At 35.8% G+C, this 18,265-nt stretch carries 15 protein-coding genes; 6 read left to right on the top strand and 9 right to left on the bottom strand.

What is annotated here, in order from left to right; all coding sequences use genetic code 11:
* Window positions 1-132: 132 nt before the first annotated feature.
* Together BHE19_RS14040 and BHE19_RS14035 are read right to left on the bottom strand one after the other, a co-directional pair.
* On the bottom strand, window positions 133-426 hold the full coding sequence (locus BHE19_RS14040; RefSeq protein WP_017498112.1) for a cell division protein ZapA: 294 nt from the start codon (window positions 424-426) through the stop codon (window positions 133-135).
* A gap of 10 nt (window positions 427-436) precedes the next feature.
* On the bottom strand, window positions 437-727 hold the full coding sequence (locus BHE19_RS14035) for a Mis12-Mtw1 protein family (RefSeq protein WP_017498113.1): 291 nt from the start codon (window positions 725-727) through the stop codon (window positions 437-439).
* A 179-nt stretch (window positions 728-906) separates the two neighbouring features.
* On the opposite strand from BHE19_RS14035, the gene BHE19_RS14030 reads away from it, so the two are divergent.
* The 3 genes from BHE19_RS14030 (at window position 907) to BHE19_RS14020 (ending at window position 5,933) form a co-directional block, all read left to right on the top strand.
* On the top strand, window positions 907-2,601 hold the full coding sequence (locus tag BHE19_RS14030) for a M23 family metallopeptidase (protein WP_083342551.1): 1,695 nt from the start codon (window positions 907-909) through the stop codon (window positions 2,599-2,601).
* Window positions 2,602-2,654: 53 nt separating this feature from the next.
* A complete protein-coding gene (locus BHE19_RS14025; protein WP_070907623.1) occupies window positions 2,655-5,072 on the top strand; it encodes a TonB-dependent receptor in 2,418 nt (805 codons plus the stop codon).
* A 138-nt stretch (window positions 5,073-5,210) separates the two neighbouring features.
* Window positions 5,211-5,933: a hypothetical protein gene (locus BHE19_RS14020; protein ID WP_070907622.1), complete on the top strand. Its 723-nt coding sequence runs from the start codon at window positions 5,211-5,213 to the stop codon at window positions 5,931-5,933.
* A 196-nt stretch (window positions 5,934-6,129) separates the two neighbouring features.
* On the opposite strand, the gene BHE19_RS14015 is transcribed toward BHE19_RS14020, so the two are convergent.
* The 6 genes from BHE19_RS14015 to BHE19_RS13990 all read right to left on the bottom strand — a co-directional run bounded on the left by BHE19_RS14015 (window position 6,130) and on the right by BHE19_RS13990 (window position 13,187).
* The gene (locus BHE19_RS14015; RefSeq protein WP_070907621.1) at window positions 6,130-6,831 is read right to left on the bottom strand and encodes a DUF2971 domain-containing protein; all 702 of its coding nucleotides are present in this window, start codon (window positions 6,829-6,831) and stop codon (window positions 6,130-6,132) included.
* 132 nt (window positions 6,832-6,963) lie between these two features.
* Window positions 6,964-8,793: an ABC transporter ATP-binding protein gene (locus BHE19_RS14010; protein ID WP_070907620.1), complete on the bottom strand. Its 1,830-nt coding sequence runs from the start codon at window positions 8,791-8,793 to the stop codon at window positions 6,964-6,966.
* Window positions 8,790-9,830 (bottom strand): PDDEXK nuclease domain-containing protein, encoded by a 1,041-nt coding sequence (locus BHE19_RS14005; protein WP_070907619.1) that lies wholly within the window; start codon window positions 9,828-9,830, stop codon window positions 8,790-8,792. Before BHE19_RS14005 ends, BHE19_RS14010 begins: the two co-directional genes overlap by 4 nt.
* Window positions 9,831-9,834: 4 nt before the next feature.
* The gene (locus tag BHE19_RS14000) at window positions 9,835-11,562 is read right to left on the bottom strand and encodes a phospho-sugar mutase (RefSeq protein WP_070907618.1); all 1,728 of its coding nucleotides are present in this window, start codon (window positions 11,560-11,562) and stop codon (window positions 9,835-9,837) included.
* Window positions 11,563-11,691: 129 nt separating this feature from the next.
* Entirely contained in the window at window positions 11,692-12,648 is a 957-nt protein-coding gene (locus BHE19_RS13995) for a glycosyltransferase family 2 protein (protein WP_070907617.1), read from the bottom strand.
* Between the two features lie 8 nt (window positions 12,649-12,656).
* Window positions 12,657-13,187: a DUF4199 domain-containing protein gene (locus tag BHE19_RS13990; protein ID WP_070907616.1), complete on the bottom strand. Its 531-nt coding sequence runs from the start codon at window positions 13,185-13,187 to the stop codon at window positions 12,657-12,659.
* A 262-nt stretch (window positions 13,188-13,449) separates the two neighbouring features.
* Here BHE19_RS13990 and BHE19_RS13985 point away from each other — a divergent pair, with 262 nt between their 5' ends.
* From BHE19_RS13985 to BHE19_RS13975, 3 genes are all read left to right on the top strand, one after another.
* Complete coding sequence (locus BHE19_RS13985; RefSeq protein WP_008464817.1) at window positions 13,450-13,704, top strand: type B 50S ribosomal protein L31; 255 nt, start codon at window positions 13,450-13,452, stop codon at window positions 13,702-13,704.
* Window positions 13,705-13,997: 293 nt separating this feature from the next.
* Complete coding sequence (locus BHE19_RS13980; RefSeq protein ID WP_070907615.1) at window positions 13,998-15,173, top strand: GlmU family protein; 1,176 nt, start codon at window positions 13,998-14,000, stop codon at window positions 15,171-15,173.
* A 222-nt stretch (window positions 15,174-15,395) separates the two neighbouring features.
* Window positions 15,396-17,030, top strand: a complete 1,635-nt coding sequence (locus BHE19_RS13975; protein WP_017498126.1) for an ABC-F family ATP-binding cassette domain-containing protein — start codon at window positions 15,396-15,398, stop codon at window positions 17,028-17,030.
* 76 nt (window positions 17,031-17,106) lie between these two features.
* Here the strand turns inward: BHE19_RS13975 and BHE19_RS13970 are convergent, their stop codons facing one another.
* Entirely contained in the window at window positions 17,107-18,264 is a 1,158-nt protein-coding gene (locus BHE19_RS13970; protein WP_070907614.1) for an ABC transporter permease, read from the bottom strand.
* Between the last annotated feature and the right edge of the window lies 1 nt (window position 18,265).

The raw sequence follows: 18,265 nt of genomic DNA, 5'->3' as shown, positions 1-18,265 counted from the left end.
TCACTGTTCAAGTTTCCAAGCCGAAGCATGGCATACTATAGTAGCGACGATTTGCTCATTCTAAATTGTTAGTGTTGAGTTTACCAATTGTGAACTAATGTAGGCAGTATCTTAGTTGTTGTAAAAGAACGTTTAATTTTCGAGATATTGATCTAATAGCGCATTTAATCTTTTAATTCTTTCGATAGTTTCTTCTCCATCGATTGCATTGTCAATTTGTTTTTGTTCGACTTGCGATGCAAATTGCAGGGCACACATCGCCAGAACATCCTGTTTGTCACGAACCGCGTAACTTTCTTCGAATTGCTTAATCATAGCATCAATTTTTTTAGAAGCACTTCTGAGTCCTTCTTCCTGAGCAGGTTCCACCGTTAAAGGGTAAACTCTGTCTGCAACTGATATTTTAATTTTAAGCTTTCCGTCCATGTCGTCTTGGTTAATCGGATAACTGTGCTATACAGTAGTCAATTTCGCGAATTAATGAATTTATTTTAAGCTTTGTCTCTCTCTTGTTGTTGTCACTGCCGAGTAATGAATTGGCGATCTTAAGTGTTTCATGTTGCTTTTTCAAAGCTTCAATTTCTTCAGATTGTTTCTGGATAATTTGCGCAGCTTTGGCTAATTCTAATTGTAAAGCCTGATTATTGTGCTCCAAGCCTTTTGATTTCTCAAAAAGCTTTTCGACTTTATATTCAAGAGTATCAATTATTTCGGCAATTACACTCATTATAAATCCTATTCATTACTTAATCCTACAAAGTTAGTATTCCTTTTTATTAATGCAATTTTTTATCGATTTTTTTACATTAAAAATAAACAAACGAATGAAATTCAATCGATTGTATTTTTGTGGCGTTATACTCGGTTTTCGCTTCTTAATTTTTTATCTTAGCAAAAATGTTACTTATGAAATTTTCGTTACTTGCTCTGCTTTTTAGTCCGTTTATTTTTGCGCAGACGCAATATCCAAAAGATTATTTTCGTCCGCCGCTGGATATTCCGATGCAGCTTTCCGGTAATTTCGGGGAGTTGCGACCAAATCATTTCCATGCGGGGTTTGATTTGAAAACGAATCAAAGAGAAGGATTAAAGGTGTACGCCATTGCTGACGGATATGTGTCGAGAATTAAAATTTCGACTTTCGGCAACGGTAAATGCATCTACATTACGCATCCAAACGGATACACTTCGGTATATGGACATTTGCAAACTCCGGTAGGACCAATTTTGGATTATGTAACCAAAACACATTATAAAGAAAAAGCATATGAGATTGAAATGTTTCCAAAACCCAACGAACTGCCGGTTACAAAAGGTGATCTGATTGGGCTTTCCGGCAATACAGGTTCATCAGAAGGACCGCATCTTCATTTTGAAATTCGGGATACTAAAACAGAATTTGTAATTAATCCCATATTTTTTGGCTTCGATAAAAATCTAAAAGATACTAAAAAGCCTAGTATTTCGAGTGTGTATGTTTATCCTATGGATAATGCAACGGTAAATCAGTCCAAACAGCCTTTGTTGCTGAATGTTGCCCTGCAAAAGGACGGGACTTATCTGGCTGGTAAAGTAAAAGCCAATGGTAGGATTGGTTTCGGAATTTCTGCGGTAGATTATGATGATGTTTCGTTTAATAAAAATGGTGTTTTTAATGTTTCTACTTTTCTGAACGGAAATCAAAATTACAATTATCAATTCAATACCTATTCCTTCGATGAGATGCGATACATAAATGCTTTTATCGATTATGGTAAATATAAAAAATCGGGTCAGCGGGTTCAGAAACTCTTTATGAAAACACCTTATGCGTTGAGTATTATTAAGACCGATTCCTTGCGTGGAATTGTTTCGGCCGAACCTAATTTAACATCCACTTACAGAATTGAGGTTTCGGATTATTTTGGGAATTTAAGCGCTGTTACTGTTCCAATTGAATACGACACGGCGACGCCAGTTGTAAAAGAGGAGCTAATAACTTCAAAATACTTTATTAAAGTCAATAAAGATTCAAATTTTGAAAAAGATAATATGTCTGTGTTTTTTCCGGCTGGAACTTTTTATGACGATTTTAATTTAAACTTTGATGTTAAAAATAATCGTATTTATATCCACGACGATACCGTTCCGGTACATTCCAATTTTACCATTACGATTAAGGACAGCTCGTTTCCGGAGGCTTTAAGAGATAAACTTTTTATTGGAAGATTTAACGGAAACTCTGCCAGCTATAACGGAACAGTAAGAAAAGGAGATGTTTTTACTGCCAAATCAAAAACATTAGGGCAGTTTGGATTAGTTCTGGACACTATTGCGCCCATCATTAAAATTGTAAAACCAATTCAGGACAAGTGGATTACCGGAGTTAAAAAGATAGAATTTACCATTAATGATGCTTCTTCCGGAATCAAATCGTACAACGGTTATCTTAATGGAAACTGGATTCTGTTTGAATATGAAAGTAAATCAAGAAAAATAACGCATACTTTTGATGACACTCTCCTTGCTGAAGGAGCAAATGATTTAAAAATTGAAGTGATTGATAATGTAGGAAATTCTGCTATCTTTGAGACTCATTTTTTTAGAAGCCAACAAAAATAAAACCCAAACACTTGAATCAAATTAAGTTAATAGCCGTTTTCCTTTTTTTATGCATGACCTTTATTTCATATGCTCAAAAGGCTCATGTAAAAGGTGTTATTCTGGACGAGCAGAAACGTCCTGTGACTGGAGTTAATGTCAGTTCTTCCGGGAATGTTTCGCAATCTGATTCAAATGGTTTTTATGAAATCATAGTGCCGTCAGGTAAAAAGATTTCGTTGATTTTTACCCACGTTTCTTTAAAAATGATGAGTCTGACCGTACATTTAGCCTCAAATGAGATTTTCGTTTTTAATCCCTTAATGAGCAGTTCCGAAGAACAAATGGGAGAAGTTTTTGTTTCTTCTAAAAGTAAGAAGAGGATTCAGGGTATCGCAAATGTCGATGTCTCCACTATTAAGAAAATACCGGGAGCCAATGCCGGAATCGAGAATATTTTGAAAACACTGCCGGGTGTAAATTCCAATAATGAACTGAGTACACAATATGCGGTTCGGGGTGGAAATTACGATGAAAATCTGGTTTATGTGAACGAGGTCGAAGTCTATCGCCCATTTTTAATTCGTTCCGGACAACAGGAAGGGTTGAGTTTTACCAATACCGACTTAGTACAGAATGTTGACTTTTCGGCAGGAGGATTTCAGGCAAAGTTTGGAGATAAATTATCCTCTGTTTTAGACATCACTTACAGAAAACCAACGCAGTTTGGCGCTTCGCTTGAAGCCAGTTTGCTTGGAGGAAGTATATCGGTCGATGCTGTTTCTAAAAATAAAAAATGGTCGGCTGTAACCGGAGTTCGTTATAGGAATAATAGCTTGTTGGTGAATAGTCAGGATACACAAACCAATTATACTCCAACTTTTGCAGATATTCAGACCAATATTAATTATGATATTTCTGCAAAATGGCAAATGAGCTTTTTAGGGAATATCTCCCAAAACAAATATTTGTATCAGCCTTTAACCCGTGAGACAAAATTTGGGACCATAGATCAGCCAATGGCACTTGCTGTGTATTATGAAGGCAGGGAACGGGATCAGTACAATACCTATTTCGGTGCCTTGAAAACGACTTACAAAGTTTCGCCCACTTTTACTTTGAAATTAATTGGTTCCCTTTTTCATACCATAGAACAGGAGCATTTTGATATTCTCGCACAATATCGTTTGGGTAGTATAGAGAATGAAGACATCTCAAATGTCGATTTTACTCGTGGAATAGGTTCGCAATTGAGCCATGCCCGAAATGACTTGGATGCTTTAATCGCTAATATAGAGATTAAAGGTTTTAAAGAATGGAAAAATGACAGCCAGCTGGAATTTGGTTTGAAATATACGCGTGAATCAATTAGGGATCGAATTGTAGAGTGGGAGATGATTGATTCGGCAGGATTCTCGATTAATCCACCAATCGCTTTTTTACCAAAGAACAATCAGCCTTACGAGCCTTATACTGGGCCATTATTACCGTATCAGGAGGTACGAGCGACAAATTTTAATAACATAAACCGATTTTCGGGATATACGCAATGGAATAAAAAATCAGAAATAGGATCCAGTCAGGTTTGGTATAATCTCGGAGCTCGTTTTCAGAGTTGGAATGTTTCAGGAGGGGCTGTTGAAGGTAAGACTCAAACCGTTTTCAGTCCGCGTGCCCAATTTGCTTTAAAACCGGATTGGGATATGGACATGCTCTTCCGACTTTCCGGAGGATTGTACCATCAGCCCCCTTTTTATAGAGAACTTAGGGATTTAAATGGTGTGGTAAATCCAAATGTGAAAGCGCAGGAATCCGTTCATATCGTTTTGGGGAACGACTATAATTTTAAAATGTGGAACCGTCCTTTTAAATGGGTTACAGAACTTTATTATAAATCGCTGTCGGATGTAAATGTGTATTCGATTGATAATGTCAGAATTCGATATGTTGCCAATAATAATGCAAAAGCTTATGCGCAAGGAGTTGATTTCAGACTGAATGGAGAGTTTGTACCCGGAACAGAATCATGGATTAGCTTTGGATATTTAAAAACCGAAGAAAACTATGAAAACAAAGGTTATATCGCGAGGCCTACAGACCAGCGTTTGAAGTTTGCGATGTTGTTTCAGGATTATATGCCAAGTATTCCAAGTGTAAAGTTGTATTTGAATCTGGTTTATAATACCGGTTTACCCGGAGGAGCACCAGCTTATTCAGATCCATATCTGTACCAAAGAAGATTGAATGATTATCGTAGAGCCGATGTTGGTTTTGCGAAAGTTTTTGTGGATGGAAACACGAAAGTTGCTAAGGCTAAATGGTTGAAGAACTTTAAAGAATTGTCTGTTGGCGTTGAAATTTTCAATCTTTTCAATAATCAAAATGCGATTACCAATACCTGGGTTCGTGATGTGTATTCTAAAAACCAGTATGCAATTCCAAATTATATGACCTCGAGGGTTTTTAATGTGAAGCTGAATGCGAGATTATAAAATATTGATTTCGTTCTTTCTGCTGAGTATGCAAGTATCTGCGTGAACAACTTATAGAAGTGGTTCTAGTAAAATTCAATAAAACTAGATAATACAATCAAAAATACTATATTTGATATCCTAATAGAAGTAGCATACATGAAAAAGATCTTAACCTATATAGCCCTGGCAAGCATCGGAACACTTACAAGTTGTAAAGATGAAGTGAAGAAACCTAAAGTAATTTACGATACCGCCAGTAAAACGAATACTGTTGCAAAAACAGATTCTACGCAGATTGAAATAGCTGATTTGCCTATTCAAATGGAAGGAACAAGTTATTTGATTCATCCGGTTGGAGACTTGCGTGTTTTTGAAAAAGGAACAAAAGCCCGTTATGGCTCTTCGAGTGTAAATGATGTAAGTTTTACAATCTCTAATTTAGGAGAATTTGAAATCACGGGGTATTTACAAAACCTGAAGTTCCAGAAAGTTGATTCAGATTCCATACGTCCTTTGACAGATAAACCAGCCCTGATTTTGACGGCTACTTATTTAAAAACGGTTGCCGATAAAACACAGAATCAGATTATGGTGTATACTCTGGCCGACTCAGATACCAATAAAGATGGTAAAATTGACACCAGTGATATTAAGACGTTGTATTTAAGTAATATCAGCGGTGAGCGTTTTACTAAAATTTCAGAAGACTTTCAGGAATTGGTAGACTGGAATTTAATCGAATCAAGAAATCGTTTGTATTTCAGAACGATTGAAGATACGAACCAAAATGGACAGTTTGATAAAAATGATGTTTTACATTACAATTATATCGACCTAGCTTCTAAAAAATGGGAAGTTAAAAGTTATAAACCTATTTAGAAGGTTCTAAGGTGCTGAGATTCTAAGATCTTAAGATTTTTGAACCAGAAAAAAAGGTTTTTAAAAATTAATTTACTTAATTTTTAAAAACCTTTTTTTCTTTTAGATGATGCGTAAAATCCTTTTCATCTGTGCAATCTGTGGCAAGAAAACTCAGCAGCTTAGCACCTCAGAATCTCAGCACCTTTAAAAAAAACTATATCAAAATATCACTTTCCAGATCCGATTTCTCGATTTCGAGATCAAACCCCAGACGTTCCGTTAAATCGATTACCAGTTTTTTGTACCAGTTTTCAGATTTTGGATGAATGTAAATCTTTTCGATCAATTGCCTTAGGTCAACATTGATTTTTAAGCCATCGTTTAGTTTAATGTCACTTTTTGAAGTATCGGTAAGAATTCGAACTTCGCGCTCATACTGAAAGCTTTTACGCTTAAATAAAAAGGGAAAGAATAAATCATCAAACGGGATGTACTCTTTTTTGTAGTCGATATAGTTTACCTCGCCAATATATTGATCGAAATTGTTTTCCGGTTTTACAGCATTTTGCAGTCTTCCTATGGTAGACTGAATAGCTAAACCCTCATTGTTTTTGGTGAAAATCTGCCACATGGCAAAGGATTCATATTCGTTGATGTGCCAGCTGCTTATGGCTACCTGTTCGCGATGGGTTTTGTAGTAGTTTAAGAAATCCGGATTGTCTATGGCCAGTTTTTTAATCTCTTCAAAGGTAGGTTCGCTAAAAGTGCCCTCGTACTGATCCTCAAATTTGTCAGAACGGGACATGAATAGTTTTTTGGACATTAATAAATCAAGGAATTTAGATAAGTCTAAGTACTTCCAGACAATTGTATCCGGGTCATCCGGAAGTTTTATGTTTGAATTATTAAGGTACATTTTTACGGATTTAAGATTATTCGAAATAAAAAAGCCACAAATTATACAGATAAATATAAGATTTTAATTCGTTGAGAGAAAAATAATCTGTGGTAATCTGTATAATTTGTGGCTAAGCCTGTTTGCTTATGTTTAGGACTCGAAAGACTGCATGGTCACCAGTTTGTTGTAGGTCCCGTTATGCGCAATCAGCTCTTCATGTGTTCCTTGTTCTACGATTTTTCCTTTTTGCATAACAACAATTAGATCTGCTTTCTGAATGGTTGAAAGTCGGTGAGCAATTACAATCGAAGTTCTGTTTTGCATCATATTCTCTAAAGCTACCTGAACAAATTTCTCGCTTTCAGTATCCAATGCCGATGTGGCTTCATCCAAAATCATAATTGGCGGGTTTTTCAAGACCGCTCGGGCAATTGATAATCGTTGTTTTTGTCCTCCTGAAAGTTTGTTTCCGCTGTCGCCAATGTTGGTGTAAATGCCTAATGGAAGTTCTTTTACAAATTCAAAGGCATTTGCGATTTTTAGTGCCTCGATAATCTCGTCGTCCGTTGCGTCGAGTTTTCCTAAGGCGATATTGGCTTTGATGGTATCATTGAATAAAATACTGTCCTGCGTTACCAGCCCCATCAAACTGCGAAGCGACTGTAAGTTCATGTCTTTGATATTAATGCCGTCAATTGAAATTGTTCCGTCGTTTACGTCATAAAAACGGGTTAACAAATTGGCAATCGTACTTTTTCCACTACCGGATTGTCCAACAAGCGCAACAGTTTGTCCTTTTTTAATGTCAAGAGAAAAGTCTTTCAGAACCGTTTCGTCTTCGTATTTAAAGTTGATATTTTGAACGCTGATGTTACTGTCGAACGTTGTTTTTTCAACTGCTTTGTCTTTAGAGGTAATGGTATTTTCCTGTTCTAAAATTTCAAGAACACGTTCTGCGGCGGCGTTTCCTCTTTTTACTCCGTAAGAAGCTTTAGAGATTGCTTTTGCAGGCGTTAGAATGTTATAAGCTAATCCCATATAGGCAATAAAAGATGGGCCGTCGAGTGTTTTTTCAATCAGAACCATTTGGCCTCCGTACCAAAGTAATATCGCAATTACGGTGATACCCATAAACTCACTGGCAGGCGAGGCTAAGTTTTGGCGATTTCCAATACTGTTGGACAGTTTGAAAAAACGTTCCGTTGAATTTTGAAAGATAGTGTTGAAGTAATTCTCAGCATTGTATCCTTTTACCACTTTTAAACCACCAATCGTTTCTTCAATAGTAGATAAAAAGCTGCCTTGTTCCTGTTGAGCTTTACCCGATTGTTTCTTTAATTGTTTTCCGATTAAGGAGATAATATATCCCGAAACAGGAATAAAAACAAATACAAACAGGGTAAGTTTAGCGCTGATGATTAACATAGCACATATCGTAAAAACAATAGTTAAAGGCTCTTTTACGATAAGTTCTAAGATTGCTAAAAACGAAGTCTGAACCTCATTGACATCGGCAGAAATTCGGGAGATAACGTCTCCTTTTCTTTTTTCAGAATAAAAAGCCAGCGGCAATTCCAATGTTTTTTTATACAGCGCATTTCGCATGTCTCTCAAAACACCATTTCGCAAAAAGTTAATGAAAAACATAGCCAGATAATCGGCTAAATTTTTCAATAAGAATATCGAAATGATAAGTGCCACCATCACAGAAAGTATAAATCCGGGATTATTAGGATCTGTATTTTTTGTAATGTAATAGCTTAGGTAGTTTTCGGCAAATTCTTTTGCATGGGTAATTCCTTCATAAGTCGGCATCACATAATTCTTCTTCGTTTTGTCAAACAAAACCTGAAGCATCGGAATTAATGCCATGAAAGAAAGCGTGCTAAAAAGTGCATACAAAATATTAAAAAAGATATTTAAGAATGCATATCTTTTATAAGGATATATAAAAGGAACTATTTTTTTGAAATTACTCATTTATTTTTGATGTTATTTTCTGCTATGGCAATTGCTTTTTCTAGCTTTTCTAATAATAATTTTTTTTCAGGTAATTGGGTTAAATAGGCTGATACTTTGATTTGTTCGTCATTGTCCAGCATTAGATAATTAATTTGTTCAGGTGATTTTTCACTGCATAAAATTAATCCAATTGGTTTGTTTTCTCCTTCTTTTTGTTCGTTTTTCTCTAACCAGCGTAAATACAATTCCATTTGGCCTTTATAGCCGGCTTTAAATTTTCCTAGTTTTAGATCGATAGCGACCAGAGATTTTAATCCCCTATGGTAAAAAAGTAAATCAATATAAAAATCTTCATCATCAATAGTAATTCTTTTTTGGCGGGCTAGAAAAGCAAATTCACTGCCCATCTCTGTGATGAAGTTTTGTAATTGAGCTAAGATGGAACTTTCTAAGTCTTTTTCGGAATAAGTGTCATGTAATCCTAAAAAATCTAAGAAATAAGGATCTCGAAAAGTTAAGTCCGGACTAATTTGTTTTTCGTTTTTCAGTAAAGCTAAATCATTAATGATTGTTTCTTCTGGTTTTTTGCTGATCGCAGTTCTTTCAAAAAGCATGCTGTCCATACGTTCTTGTAAAGTTCGAACACTCCATCTTTCGTGAATACTCATTTGGATGTAAAATTCACGTTTTATATCATCTTCAATGTAAATTAATGATCTGATATGAGACCAGGTCAATTGTGCACACACTGTGTGCACAATTGTAAAGTCTTGTATTACAGTGTTTAATTTGATGAAACTATGTAAGTTTCTTTTGTTGAAACCAGTTCCGTATCTGTTTGAAAGATTAATGCTTAGATTCTGAATAAGTCTCTTTCCATAATCAGCCCGATCATTTTTTAAGATCTCTTCATTAATCGTTTTTCCAATCTTCCAGTATAAGAGCGTTAATTCCTGATTAACCGTTTTGGCAACAAAATGACGTGTTTGATCTATTAGCCCAATTATCGAGTCTAATAGTTCAGGTTTGTCATTTGTGTCAAGCTTGTCACTCATTGTTTTATTTCAATTGCATACCTGCAATAATGCTTTGTATCTTTTCGTCCAGGTAGCTTTCTGCCGCATCAAAATCCTCAACGGAATCCAACTGTGCATTAACGCTAATGTAGAATTTAATTTTAGGCTCAGTTCCACTTGGTCTTGCGCAAATTTTAGAACCGTCTTCGGTATAATAAATCAATACATTTGATTTTGGAATATCCATTACCGATTCTTCTCCGGTCAATAAATTTAAAGCAATTGATGTCTGGTAATCTTCCATCATGATCACACGCTGTCCGCTGATTTCTTTTAACGGATTGTTGCGCAAACTGATCATCATTTGATTGATTTCTTCCAGACCCTGCATCCCTTTTTTGGTTAAAGAAATCAAATGTTCTTTATAAAAACCGTTTTCAACATAAAGCTGAAGAAGCTCTTTGTAAACACTATTTCCCGCTGCTTTTGCCTGAGCGGCAACTTCGCAGATTAATAAGGTTGCAGCAACGGCATCTTTGTCTCTTACGGCATCACCAACCATGAAACCAAAGCTTTCTTCACCACCTCCAATAAATTGAAGTTGAGGAAAATCTTTGATCATTTTGGCAATCCATTTAAAACCTGTCAATCCTACTTTGCATTCAACACCATAATTGGTGGCTAATTCCATCATCATCGGAGTCGAAACAATGGTTGAGCCAATGAATTGTTTTCCGTTAATTTTACCTGCTTTTTTCCATTGTTTCAATAAGAAAGCAGTCATCATAACCATGGTCTGATTTCCGTTTAGTAAAATCAATTTGCCTTCGTTGTTTCTAACAGCAACACCAAGACGATCACAATCAGGATCCGTTCCGATTACAATGTCTGAATTCGTTTTATCAGCCAAAGCCAGAGCCATAGTTAAAGCTTCAGGTTCTTCCGGATTTGGAGATTTTACCGTTGGGAAATTTCCATCAGGAATAGCTTGTTCCGGTACGATGTGTACGTTTTTATAACCTGCCTGTGATAAAGTATCAGGAATAGATTTTATAGAGGTTCCGTGCAAAGAAGTAAAAACAATATGTAGGTTGTCTTTTGCTTTAGCAGGAGTATTGAAGCTTGCGTTTTCGATAGACGATTTTACAAAAGCTTTGTCGAGTTCGATATCGATATACTCGATGAGGCTTTCGTTAGCTTTAAATTTAATTTTATCATAGCCTAAATTCTCGATCGTGTCAATAATTGCAGTATCCTGGGGAGGAACAATTTGTCCGCCATCTTCCCAGTATACTTTATAGCCGTTATATTCCGGTGGGTTGTGAGAAGCAGTTAATACAATTCCGCATTGGCAGCCTAAATATTTAAGTGCAAAGGATAATTCCGGAGTTGGTCGCAAATCTGAAAATAAATACACGTGAATTCCGTTTGCCGAAAAAACATCTGCAACAACCTTTGCCAGAGTATTGCTGTTGTGACGACAATCATACGCAATGACTACTTTTAAAGGTTGATTTGGGAACGCAATATGTAAATAATCAGATAAACCCTGAGTGTTTTTCCCAAGGGTGTATTTGTTAATTCGGTTGCTTCCAACACCCATCACACCACGCATTCCGCCAGTTCCAAATTCCAGATTTTTATAAAAACTTTCCTCTAGTTCCTTTGGTGAGGTGGTCATTAATTCTTTAACAGCAGCTTGCGTTTCGCTGTCAAATGTAGGGGTTAGCCATTCGTTTACTGCATTTAGAATATTCGGTGCTATATTCATCATTCGTGTCTTTTTGTATTAAAATAATAAGTTTTTTATAGAGCTTATTCCCGCTATCTGTTTCAATCTTTTTCTTTTTAAAGGAAAAAGAAAAAGGATTTCCACTACTATCGGGGCTAGGGTTTTGCGTTAAAAATTAACCTCACGGGCTACTTTGTAACGAGCTTCGTTATTTTTGGTTCTCAGGATAATTTCACCCAGAAAACCAGCCAGAAACAATTGTGTTCCCAGTATCATGGTAGTTAAAGCAATGAAAAACCATGGGTTATTGGTGATTAGGCTGTATTTCATTCCATTATACATGTGGTATAGTTTTGAAATTCCGATATAACCCGCCAGTAAAAATCCGATGATAAACATTAAAGATCCAATGGCACCAAACAAGTGCATAGGTCTTTTTCCGAATCGGGATAAGAACCAAATAGTAATTAAATCAAGAAAGCCGTTTATAAAACGTTCCATTCCAAATTTAGTTTCACCATATTTACGGGCCTGATGAATAACCACTTTTTCTCCGATTTTATTAAAACCAGCATTCTTGGCCAAAACCGGAATGTAACGGTGCATTTCGCCCGAAACTTCAACGTTTTTAACTACTGCATTTTTATAAGCTTTCAGTCCGCAGTTGAAATCGTTTAACTCGACACCTGAAGTTTTTCTGGCGGCCCAGTTAAATAGTTTTGAAGGAAGATTTTTTGCTACAACAGAATCGTAACGTTTCTTTTTCCATCCTGAAACCAAATCAAATTTCTGAACTGTGATCATTTCATATAAACCAGGAATTTCGTCCGGGCTATCTTGTAAATCCGCATCCATAGTGATGATAACATCTCCTTGTGCTTTGGCAAAACCAGCATGCAGAGCCTGCGATTTTCCAAAGTTTTTCATAAAACGAATTCCTTTTACATTCGGATTTTCGTTAGAGAAACTTTCAATGATATTCCAAGAATCATCTGTACTTCCATCATCCACAAAAATGATTTCATAAGAGTAATTGTTAGATTGCATCACTTTAATAATCCATGAATAGAGTTCTTTTAGTGATTCCTCCTCATTAAGAAGCGGTATAAGTATAGATAAATTCATTTATTTTTTTATTCTTGTGTAGTTTTGCTTTTAAAAAATGCGGCGAAAATTAATCCAAAAATGGCACTGATAACAATTGCAAAAACAGATCCCTTTAATAATTCAATAGTCGAGTAAGGGCTGCTTTCTTTCATTTTGCTAATGGCCTCATTAATTGATGAAGCAGGTGCTCCAAATTTCTGCATCATGTTTGCAGTGTATTTGATCATGATTTCGTTTAAAGTATCTTTTGCTCCCGGATCAATAACGTTAAATAAAACAATATTAAATAAAGTAGAAATTAGAACCCCAATTACAGCAGCTATAAAGTAAGTGGTAAAAGCATCTTTGAAAGGGAAAACTCCTTTTAATTCTTTCTTAGTTTTAGAAAGTAAAACAATGCTGATTGTCAGACTGATTACAATACCTATGATACCCATCCACCAGGCTGTGAACAGATTCAGATCAATCGCGTATATCGTAGCAGTAAATAATGCAGATGCAATTCCAATCATTACACCGTAAGTAATTCCATTCTTTTTAATAACTTCATTGATCATATTTCTATATGTTTTAAAATTAATCCACAAATATAGTAATTACGAGTACACACCAGATAGATATTAAAAATTTTAATGCAAATCGCCAACTCGTTAAAAATATTGATTAAAAGATTTGTTAATTCGAAAAAAGTTGTAAATTTGCGCACTTAAAAATAATTAAAAGTTTTAAACAAAAAAAGAGTAGTGTTGTTTACACCTTTTTCTAACCATGGAAAAGCTTCAAAATAAAAATGCTCTAAACAATAAATAAAATAAAAAGATGAAAAAAGGAATTCACCCAGAAAATTACAGATTAGTTGCATTTAAAGACATGTCAAATGACGAAGTTTTTATCACTAAATCTACTGCAGATACAAAAGAAACAATTGAAGTTGACGGAGTTGAGTATCCAGTTGTAAAAATGGAGATTTCTAGAACATCTCACCCATTTTATACTGGTAAATCTAAACTTATCGATACTGCAGGACGTATTGATAAATTCAAAACTAAATATGCAAAACACGCTAAAAAATAATAGCGGTTTAAAATTATACAAAAGCCTTCCATTCGGGAGGCTTTTTTATTTAATACAAACAAGTACAAGGTTTCATGTAAAGCCTCTGTTTACAAAGCTTTGCGAGCTTTGTCCCTTTAAAAAGGCATACCTGCAAAAAAAACTTGGCGAACTTTGCGTAAAATCTTAGCGCACTTAGCGGTTAAAAAAAATGTACTATATCTGTTACAGTACAAATGACACAAATAAAATAATTGTAACTTTGAACCCGATAACCAAATCAAGATTTTAACAAGTATCAAATTTAATTATTTATGAATTACATTCTTTTTGACGGTCCCGTCCGGAATGCATTATTACCTTTTACTTTTACAAGACCTGTTGCCGACATATTAATTGGAATTATGACGATTCGCCAGAAATGGGAAGCACGTCTAGGTTCGACTATAACTACCATTACCGAAGATTATTTATCGCAAAAATTTCCGATGGTAGAAATGGAAGAGAATGTAATGATCAATGCAGCGTATTTACCAAATGATACACTTGCGGAGATGGTTTCAGATTTAAAGGCTAATCAGGCTATTTTTAAAGGGGATGATGTAATTGCTTTTTTTACCAATGAAAATCAGGAAGAAGTTGATTTTGATTCCTATGAAATCATTCCATACAATGACGCTTGTCTGACCGTAGAACATACCTGGGATATTTTTTCTAAAAATGATGCCGCGATCCGTGAAGATTTTCAGTATTTGACCGAAGACAGAAAATCGCAGCCAATTCCGAAAAGTGTAAATGTTATTGCTCCCGAAAACATATTTCTGGAAGAAGGTGCAAAATTAGAGTTTGTAACACTGAATGCTTCTAATGGGCCAATATATATAGGTAAGAATGCAGAGATTATGGAAGGGACTGTAATTCGCGGACCTTTTGCTTTATGCGAGAATGCACAGGTGAAACTAAACGCCAAAGTTTACGGAGCTACAACAGTAGGTCCCGGATCGAGAATTGGCGGAGAAGTGAAGAACTCAGTGCTTTTTGCAAATTCAAACAAAGGCCATGATGGGTTTTTAGGGGATTCTGTTTTAGGCGAATGGTGTAATATTGGAGCCGACAGTAACAATTCGAACCTGAAGAACAATTACGAAGAAGTGAAGCTATGGAGTTATGAAACCGAAGGGTTTGCTAAAACCGGACTTCAGTTTTGTGGTTTAATGATGGGAGATCACAGTAAATGTGGAATCAATACCATGTTCAATACCGGAACAGTAGTTGGAGTAAGTGCTAATATCTTTGGAAGCGGTTTTCCACGCAATTTTGTTCCAAGTTTTTCTTGGGGCGGGGCAGCCGGTTTTACAACTTATGTGACCAAAAAAGCTTTTGAAACAGCGAAATTAGTTATGGGACGCCGAAATATTGAATTTGACGAAACAGAAGCTTCAATTTTAGAACATATTTTTGAAGAAACTAAAAAATGGAGAAAAGACTAAATTAGATAATTAAGTAATTAGTCAATTAGATAATTTTAGCAAACCCGACAGGATTTAAAATCCTGTCGGGTTTTGTTTTGGAATAGGTTTTGAAAAATTATCACATTGCCACATTTTCTAATTATCTAATTGCCTAATTATCTAATTAATCTATCTTTGCACCACGAAAAAAATGGGTTATCAAATAAACGATTAACCGATTAAACAAATTCACAGAAAATAATGATTACAGTTAACGATATTTCGGTTCAGTTTGGTGGAACTACATTATTTAGCGATGTTTCTTTTGCTATCAATGAAAATGATAAAATTGCCCTTATGGGGAAAAATGGTGCGGGAAAATCGACACTTTTAAAAATAATTGCCGGTCAAAGTAAGCCTTCTACCGGAAGTGTTTCAACTCCGAAAGATGCCGTTGTGGCTTATTTGCCTCAGCATTTGTTAACAAAAGATGGTTCGACTGTAATGGAAGAAGCTTCTAAGGCTTTTGGAGAAATTTTTAAAATGAAAGCTGAAATCGATGAAATCAATGAGCAATTAACGGTTCGTACCGATTATGAAAGTGATGCTTACATGAAATTAATCGAGAGAGTTTCAGATTTAAGTGAGAAATACTATGCGATCGAAGAAGTAAACTACGAAGCAGAAGTTGAAAAAATATTAACAGGTTTAGGTTTTGAGCGCGAAGATTTTACTCGTCAGACTTCTGAATTTTCAGGAGGATGGAGAATGCGTATCGAATTGGCTAAAATTCTTCTTCAAAAACCGGATTTGATTTTACTGGATGAGCCAACCAATCACATGGATATTGAAAGTATTCAATGGTTGGAAGAGTTTTTGGTTAATTCGGCAAAAGCAGTAGTTGTGATTTCACACGATAGAGCATTCGTAGATAATATTACGAATCGTACGATTGAGGTAACCATGGGAAGGATTTATGATTACAAAGCGAAATATTCTCATTATTTAGAATTGAGAAAAGACCGTCGTATACACCAACAAAAAGCATACGATGAGCAGCAAAAAATGATTGCTGATAACAGAGCTTTTATTGATCGTTTTAAAGGAACATTCTCAAAAACAGACGCCGTTCAGTCTCGTGTAAAAATGCTGGAGAAGCTTGAAATTGTTCAGGTTGATGAAGTAGATACTTCTGCATTGCGTTTGAAATTCCCGCCAGCGGCACGTTCCGGACAATACCCTGTTATTGTAAAAGAAATGTCTAAGGCTTATGGAGACCATGTGGTGTTTAAAGATGCTAATGTTGTAATCGAACGCGGTCAGAAAGTTGCATTTGTGGGGAAAAATGGAGAAGGAAAATCGACCATGATCAAAGCGATCATGAAAGAAATTGGTGTTGATTCCGGAAGTGTTGAGATTGGACATAACGCACAAATTGGATATTTTGCACAAAATCAAGCATCATTACTAGATGAAAATGCTACAATTTTTGAAACGATTGATGCTATTGCGGTAGGAGATATCCGTACTCAGATTAAAAATATTCTTGGAGCGTTTATGTTCCAGGGAGATGATATTACCAAAAAGGTAAAAGTGCTTTCAGGAGGAGAAAAAACTCGTTTGGCAATGATTAAACTATTGTTAGAGCCTGTAAACTTATTGATTCTGGATGAGCCTTCGAATCACCTGGACATGAAAACCAAAGATATTATTAAAGATGCCTTACGTGATTTCGACGGAACTTTAATTTTGGTTTCTCACGACCGTGATTTCCTTGACGGATTGGCTACTAAGGTGTTTGAATTTGGAAACAAACGTGTAAAAGAGCACTTTGAAGATGTTGCAGGATTCCTGGCACACAAGAAAATGGATTCTATGCGAGAAATCGAAAAGTAATTTTCGTTTACTCTTAAGATATAAAAGCACAGGAATTGAGTTTTCTGTGCTTTTTTTATGTCTCGCAGTAAAGGAATTAAATTTCCTTAAGGGCTTCTTTCTTTTTAAAGTACAAGGCAATGTAGGCAGCTACGGCACACACGAGTCCAATGATGATCATGTTGCGGATAGAGGCTGTGGTTTGTGAAAAGGTACCGTTCTCTATAATTAATATTCTGAAAGCCTTTAAAAAATGGGTGAGTGGAATTACATTGGCAATGGCTTGTATAGTCTGTGGCATTTGACTTAAGGGCCAGGTAAAACCGCTTAGGATAAAGCTTGGGGTGGCTATTACCATTAAAATCTCGGTTGCTTTTAACTGATTCGGAACTACGATGCTGACCAGAATTCCGATGAAAGAAGCCGCCAGCACAAAAATTCCGGCAATAAAAGTAAGAGGGGCTAAGTTTTCGTAAAAGGGAAGTCGGAACCACAAAGTGAAAAGCCAGTAAATGATCCAGATTCCAAAGCTCATGATCAGGTAAGGGATTATTTTTACTGCGAGCATTTTCAGAAGAGAAGGGCATTTTTTTACGAGGTCTTTAAAAGTTCCATTTTCAAATTCTGATGCAAATGAAAGCGCCAGTCCTAATAGTAAAACTTGTTGCAGAACAGTCGCCAAAACCCCTGGCCAGAGAAAATACATATAATTGGTGCTTCGGTTGTATTTTTTGATAAATGTAGTTTTGAAGGGTTCGTATTGTGAGGCAAGCAAGTTTTCCGGAACTCCTTGTTTTCTTAAGGTTTCGATCTGAACTCCTGCTTTTAGAGTGCCCAGGCAAATTTGTATGGCTGTTGAGGCATAGTTAGCAGTGAGTACATTAGAGGTGTTAACGATAGTTGTAATTTCAGGATATTTTTTGGTGAGAGTCATTTTCTCAAAATCTTTCGGAATGATAACGACACAAGTGGCATCTTTTTGTATGGCTATTTTAGATAGGTTGTTCTGGTCGTATAAAATGGATGAGACGGATAATACTTCGTTGTCTTCAAACATCTGAATGGCTTTTGAGCTTAGTTCAGAACGGTCCTGATCGACTACAAGAATGGGTAAGTCGGTAACTTTGCCTTTTCCGTAAACGTAGCCTAATAAAACACCATATAAAATAGGTGCACCGATAAAAAGGATTCTCAGGACTTTGTTTTTCCAGAACAATTGAAATTCCCGTTTAAGCAATGAAAAGAAATTTTGCATA

The organism is Flavobacterium tructae, assembly GCF_001853485.1.
GTDB lineage: Bacteria > Bacteroidota > Bacteroidia > Flavobacteriales > Flavobacteriaceae > Flavobacterium > Flavobacterium tructae.
The sequence above is the reverse complement of the archived record's forward strand: the minus strand, read 5'-3'. Positions and strand labels throughout refer to the sequence as shown.

What these genes read in the sequence shown, in the direction of transcription:
- BHE19_RS14040 (WP_017498112.1), bottom strand. Translation starts at nt 426, where the DNA reads ATGGACGGAAAGCTTAAAATTAAAATATCAGTTGCAGACAGAGTTTAC.
- BHE19_RS14035 (WP_017498113.1), bottom strand. Translation starts at nt 727, where the DNA reads ATGAGTGTAATTGCCGAAATAATTGATACTCTTGAATATAAAGTCGAA.
- BHE19_RS14030 (WP_083342551.1), top strand. Translation starts at nt 907, where the DNA reads ATGAAATTTTCGTTACTTGCTCTGCTTTTTAGTCCGTTTATTTTTGCG.
- BHE19_RS14025 (WP_070907623.1), top strand. Translation starts at nt 2,655, where the DNA reads ATGACCTTTATTTCATATGCTCAAAAGGCTCATGTAAAAGGTGTTATT.
- BHE19_RS14020 (WP_070907622.1), top strand. Translation starts at nt 5,211, where the DNA reads ATGAAAAAGATCTTAACCTATATAGCCCTGGCAAGCATCGGAACACTT.
- BHE19_RS14015 (WP_070907621.1), bottom strand. Translation starts at nt 6,831, where the DNA reads ATGTACCTTAATAATTCAAACATAAAACTTCCGGATGACCCGGATACA.
- BHE19_RS14010 (WP_070907620.1), bottom strand. Translation starts at nt 8,793, where the DNA reads ATGAGTAATTTCAAAAAAATAGTTCCTTTTATATATCCTTATAAAAGA.
- BHE19_RS14005 (WP_070907619.1), bottom strand. Translation starts at nt 9,830, where the DNA reads ATGAGTGACAAGCTTGACACAAATGACAAACCTGAACTATTAGACTCG.
- BHE19_RS14000 (WP_070907618.1), bottom strand. Translation starts at nt 11,562, where the DNA reads ATGAATATAGCACCGAATATTCTAAATGCAGTAAACGAATGGCTAACC.
- BHE19_RS13995 (WP_070907617.1), bottom strand. Translation starts at nt 12,648, where the DNA reads ATGAATTTATCTATACTTATACCGCTTCTTAATGAGGAGGAATCACTA.
- BHE19_RS13990 (WP_070907616.1), bottom strand. Translation starts at nt 13,187, where the DNA reads ATGATCAATGAAGTTATTAAAAAGAATGGAATTACTTACGGTGTAATG.
- BHE19_RS13985 (WP_008464817.1), top strand. Translation starts at nt 13,450, where the DNA reads ATGAAAAAAGGAATTCACCCAGAAAATTACAGATTAGTTGCATTTAAA.
- BHE19_RS13980 (WP_070907615.1), top strand. Translation starts at nt 13,998, where the DNA reads ATGAATTACATTCTTTTTGACGGTCCCGTCCGGAATGCATTATTACCT.
- BHE19_RS13975 (WP_017498126.1), top strand. Translation starts at nt 15,396, where the DNA reads ATGATTACAGTTAACGATATTTCGGTTCAGTTTGGTGGAACTACATTA.
- BHE19_RS13970 (WP_070907614.1), bottom strand. Translation starts at nt 18,264, where the DNA reads ATGCAAAATTTCTTTTCATTGCTTAAACGGGAATTTCAATTGTTCTGG.